Raw genomic sequence first — 5,982 nt, 5'->3', positions numbered from 1 at the left:
GCGCCTGAACGATGCGGTAAGCCGTCTTAAAGAGTCGGAGGCCGAGGCCGAACAGCTTCGGGGTAGGCTGGCAGCCTATGATGCCGATGATGTCGTCAAGGATGCCGGTGTCTCAGAGCAGTCTGACGATATGGCACATAAAGCCAAGTCGGGTGGCATCAATGATGACATGCGCAGAAAGCTGCTCGATTCAGTGATTGATATAATGGAGAACACAACGGAATTTTGCCGTCCCGATTTTTCTCTTGCTCGCCTTGCCGTTTTAGTGGGCTCTAACAACAAGTATGTTTCGCTTGTAATACACGACACGTTCCATAAAAGTTTCAAGAATTATGTTAACGATTACCGCATCCATCTTGCTTGTCTGCGTATGTCCGACACAGCAGGCTATGGTTCATATACGTTGAACGCCATAGCGGAGAGCGTAGGGTTTAAGTCGTACACAACATTTGTTGAACTTTTTCGCAAGATTGTTGGAATAACACCTTCCATGTATAGAGACAAACTGAAAGAGTCTGTTTGATACTTGCGTGTAAGGTTTTTATGCCATTTAAGATTATTTCCTGAAAATTGAAGTCTGATTGTAAATATAATCAGACTTCTTATTATTTATTATCACCGATTTTCAGAAAGTTGGATATCTTCGGTTTGCATTTGTTTAAAGCAATGCATACATTTGCAAGTGAGAAAAGTCTGCCGGACATAATGCTTTCTTGAAGATATTTGTTCTGTTTTCTGGCAGACGTAAACCGGACGATGAATATTTGTGTGAAATAATTGTTTTAAAAACTTTAAACCTTTTTGCTTATGAAAAAGATCTTCATTTTTCTAATGGCTGCTTTTACGGCGTTCACTGGAAACACCTATGCAGAGAAAGGATTCAAAACTATTGGCGAAAACATCAACGGCAGTGGCATCTCCCCCAACGGACAGTACTTTGTTGGTACATCTGTAGCCATTGAACATTCCATAAACGGAATGGACATGAAAAGCTTCATTTACAACACAAAAGACGGAACGCTTTCATGGATCACAGAGGCTGACCCGAGCGACTTCACAAAGTGTGGCAGATTTAAGGCCGTAAGCAACAACGGTATTATCTGCGGAGACGCCATCAACACTGACGTTAAGCTGGCTTCTGAAGAGAACCCGATTTCTGCCGCTATATGGGAAAACGGGAAACGTACTTTATTAGAATATGGCGACTTTGACATTTCCACCATTTCAAGTTCTGCAGATGGCGCCTTCAGTCAAGATATTTCTGAAGACGGTAACATCGTGATAGGAAACTTCAATATCGGTTCAGACGCTTTTATTACTCCGTGTAAGTGGGTCAAGAACAGCGAAGGTAAATACGTGATAGAATTCCTTACCGTACCGGAAAATATGAAAAACGGATACGCGATGAAAATATCATCAGACGGAAAAATATTCGGCATCATAACATCCGATGAAGATGACGACAAAGGCACTTACCTGTGCATCTGGGATGACGACAAGATAACCGTACTGACGCACGAAGACCTGGGCATAGAATTCCGTTATATATGCGTAATGAATCTTATTGATGTAAGCCCGAATGGAAAATTCGTTATTTTCAGCGAAAGCAACACGTTCAAGACTTATATATACGACACAGAAACAAAAGAATGCAGACTTTTGCCTTCTTTTGGTGAATATGACAACTGGAACAACTTCAGCTATGCAAGCATTGACAACAATGGAAACGTTGCCGGAGCATACGACTATGGAAATGTTGTTTTAGGACCGACACCATATACACATCCTTTCTGGTATTCATACGAGCGTAATGCAATCTACGATTTCTGCTATTATATGACAATAGCAGCCGAAGGCGTAAATCCTGACATTGATTTCACTTTCGATGAGGAAACACTGACAATGCCAAATTTCATGTCAGCTGACGGCCAGACTATTGCAGGAAATGCAGGAATAAACAGCATGTTCTATAAACAGACTCCTAAATTCTGGGTGTTGAACGTAGATGACATCAGCAACACTGAAATACCATTGACCCCAACCGGACTCAATGCAAAGTCTGACGCACTGAAAGAGGCAAAACTGTCGTGGACAAAAGACGAAACTGAATATAAGACTCTTACACTGAAATCATATAACATATACCGCGACGGTGAACTTATAGGCAATATAGAAGCAACAGAGCAGGAAATGTCTTTCAGAGACAAAGACATATACGGACACCCCGAATATACTGTAGAGGCTGTTATGGCAAAGGCTGACGGAGGCACAATGCTTTCACAAAAATCAGTTCCTTTTAAAGCATCTGTTCCCGACACTTACGCCCTGCCATTCTTTGACGACTTCGACTCAGGCTCACTCGATACAAACTATTGGACTACTGAGGCTGACTATGGCGAAGGCGAAGACACTAAATGGATTTTGGACGGCTACGGACTGCTTCAGACAACATGCGCCGCTATATACGTAAGCAGCGCCAAGCCCCACTCATCAAGTCTTGTATCAAGACCTATGGACGCCACCAACGAAGAATCTGTGAATGTTTCATTTGCCAATATCTACGGATTCATCAACATTTTAGACCAAGCTCTTGACAACGACTCGATAAGCCTCGAAGTGACAACAGACAACGGCGACACATGGAAATCTGTAGGCGACTGGTCGATTGCAGAATTAAACCCGCAGCACAAATGGAACATGATAAACGTGGACATATCAAAAGAGGTTGCAGGCAAGATATTCTCTATCCGTTTCCACAGCCACGGCCAAGGCAAGTCATTATATTACGTGGATATTGAGAACGTGAAAATAACAACGGGCAACGAAGTAAAGAAAGACGCTCCAGAAGGACTTACAGGCTGCAAGAACAGCAGCGACACACCGCTTTCACTTATATGGAAGAATAATTTCGGTGCTTATCAGCTGAACCATATCAACAGCGTGGTTGAAAGCATGTTTACGCTCGGCAACGAAGGAAAAGAAGTAATCGGAGCCAACGCCTTCGATAAAGACGACCTGGCACCGTACAAAGGAAAGTATCTGACAGGAGTAACAACCATCATCAATTTCTACGACTGGTATGAAGTAAACAAAGGCATACACGCCGCAATCGTTGTATTTGAAGACGGCAAGCTTGTAAGAGAGCAAGAAATAGAAGATCTGCCATACAATGAATACTTTACAACAGTGCTTGACGAGCCTCTGCTCATTGACGGAAGCAAAGAGCTTAAAATAGGCATCAAGGTACACGACTATGATGCAGAACAGATACCTCTGCTCTACGCCGTTTCAGACAAGTTTATTGCAGGAAAGAGCGACCTGTTCTCTGAGGACAACGGAGCAACTTGGCAAAAAGTGTCAGAATTTTACGGTGAAAACAACGAAAAATCACCTTGCTGCTGGAACATTACCGGCTGCGTGACAGACGAGCCGGAACTGAAGCCATCAGAAACAGAGAACATATACTACAGCGTCTTCCGCAACGGAGAGTTGTTGTCTACAGCTGTTCTCGACAAACTTCAGACCCACTACTTCGACAATGACGCAAAGGATGGCGACAGCTATTACGTAATGGCATATTATACTGACGGTTCTGTGTCTGACGCATCAGAAGCCTTCATCTTCGACAGCAGCACTGACATCAGCCAATATACCATCGACGACCTTAGCATATCGTTCAATTCTGAAACGAAGAACATCAATATTAACGGTGAGTTTGACAAAGCAGAAATCTTTAACACAAACGGTATCTGCGTATCACGGTCTGCAGCAAACGCCATATCACTTAACGGCGTAACACCGGGTATTTATGTTCTAAAAATAAGCAAGGGTGGAAAAGCTGTTGTGAAAAAGATAATTATCAAATAACACGTTTCCTTGATTAATAGCCTTTAAAAACGTTATAACTTATGATGAACAGATGAAATTGACGATGTCAGCAACCAACAGACTACATATACATAAAACCTGGACAAGTTAATTTCAGATGTTAACAGACAAAAGCCTTCCCAAGCAACGGTCTTGAGAAGGCTTTTGTATTCAAAAAGACGGGATTTGTCCCGAATAGCCTCAGAAACCGAAAAGCCAGACATCCCAGAGTATTTTACCGAAGAGGAACTGGCCGCCTACAATCACTCCCTTGAACTGTATAAAGACTCTTTGGCTAAAGCAAGCTGGCCTATATCTGTTGATGAAGGAGGCTATCGCAGCCAGAGTAAACGACGGCGTGCTCACCGTAACGCTGCCTAAGATGTCTAAGCCCGAATGTCCTGCGGCACGTCAGATAGAGGTGAAATAACATCCCGTTTAGCGCCGCTTGCAGCAATTTTAAGATGAATATACCATAGCCCAAGGGCGCGGCTCTTACGAACCGCGCCCTTTTTTTTGTACCATATTTAGCTTGTGTGTCTTAGTTATGGCATGCAATATGTATTGCTCTCGCCTTTCACTATCTTTTGATAAGATAGTCATCGGTTCGGCAATAAAAATAAAAAAATACGTTTTTCATTTTGTATTGCTCTCACCTTTCACTATCTTTGCTGATATTTTGGCTTTCTTTCCAGGCCTTGAATATAAACGTAGAAATCTTACGGCTAATGAAAAACATCATAAGCATTATAAATTCATCCTATAATCCGGCATCACAGATATCTCGGTGCCTTGGTTCGCAGCTCTCTACGGCAGAACATGCACACGATAAGGCCGGTGCCCTTCGTACAGTTTTAAAGTCTTGCTTCATGGCGTTGCGCACGCTTCTGCTTGTGCTGCTGATGCTCCTGCCCTCATGCGCCGGTGCCCGCGTGCTGGCCAAAGACTATATGACCTTGGTCAAAAAGACATCAGACGCCTCGATAGACTATATAATGAAGAAGGCAGAGCATTATCTCAATGCCGGACATTCCGACACCGCCCTGGTGTATTACATGGTGGCGTGCAACCGAATGAACGACAAACTCTCCGACAAAGACAAACAGCAATGCGCAATGGCATATCTGAAGAAAGGCAATATTCTCTATATGAAAGGCAACTACGCAGGTGCTCTCTCAGCTTATTTCAGCGGACTGCGCATCTACAGCGCATGCAAGGACAGGCGGGAGATAGGGCACTTCTATAACAACATAGCAAGTGTCTATTGTGTGTTCGAGGACTATGCCAAAGGCTTGTCGTATTACAAGAAAGGCTATGAATCTTGTCATAAATATGGCGACAGGGCCAATGAGTACAAGATTCTTGCCAATATGACCGCAGTGAGCACTCAGATAGGCAAAACGAAAGAGGCGCGAAAGTATCACCGCATGTCCGAGAAGGTGAAGAATCCTGCCGACAAGGAAAACTGCTACATGAGCATTTTTAATTTCGGACTGATTCTCAGAACTGAAAAAAAATACCGTGAAGCCATTAATACATGCAACGACTTGTTGAATTATGCTGTTAAGAATAAAATGAGTCCGAGATATATTTGTTATGCTTATATAGAGCTTTATCAAAACTATATTAGCCTGGGCGACCGTGACTCTACGTTGAAATACCTGCGTCTGTGCGAGAGTACGGCCGTAAAGCACGGAATACTGCATTCGTGTCTTGATGTCCTTGTAAAATATGCAGACTTTTATGATTCAGTAGGCAATTACAAGGCTGCAAGCCGATACAGAGCGCGTTATCAGCATGAGAAGGACTCGATATTCGATACAAACAAGTTTGATGCCGTCAAGAATGAGCAGACGCTTTATGAGATGGACAAGTATGACAAATACATAGCCTCGCTCAACAAGCGCGAGAAGGAGCGTGTGCTCACGATCTCGGCGCAAAGATACACCATAGCCGCCGTGTCTGTGGTAACGCTTGTCGTAGGACTACTCTTGCTTGTTGTATATAGACAGAAAAAGCGTATAGACAAGAGCTACAACAATCTGTTTGTCGTCAACCGCAACTTTGTCAATAATCAGGAGATAATGAGGCAGCGCCTGAACGATGCGGTAAGCC

At 43.3% G+C, this 5,982-nt stretch carries 4 protein-coding genes; all 4 read left to right on the top strand.

Annotation, left to right across the window (positions count from 1 at the left end):
- On the top strand, positions 1-523 hold a 523-nt coding region (locus EJL04_RS16180; protein WP_164511812.1), incomplete at its 5' end, for a helix-turn-helix domain-containing protein.
- 284 nt (positions 524-807) lie between these two features.
- The gene (locus EJL04_RS16175; RefSeq protein ID WP_125105676.1) at positions 808-3,867 is read left to right on the top strand and encodes a T9SS type A sorting domain-containing protein; all 3,060 of its coding nucleotides are present in this window, start codon (positions 808-810) and stop codon (positions 3,865-3,867) included.
- A gap of 322 nt (positions 3,868-4,189) precedes the next feature.
- Positions 4,190-4,297: an Hsp20 family protein gene (locus tag EJL04_RS16170; protein WP_125105675.1), complete on the top strand. Its 108-nt coding sequence runs from the start codon at positions 4,190-4,192 to the stop codon at positions 4,295-4,297.
- A gap of 298 nt (positions 4,298-4,595) precedes the next feature.
- A partial coding sequence (locus EJL04_RS16165; RefSeq protein WP_164511811.1) for a tetratricopeptide repeat protein occupies positions 4,596-5,982 on the top strand: 1,387 nt, incomplete at its 3' end.

The organism is Prevotella marseillensis, assembly GCF_900625065.1.
Classification (GTDB): Bacteria; Bacteroidota; Bacteroidia; order Bacteroidales; family Bacteroidaceae; genus Prevotella; species Prevotella rara.
This window is presented reverse-complemented; position numbering and strand designations above follow the sequence as displayed.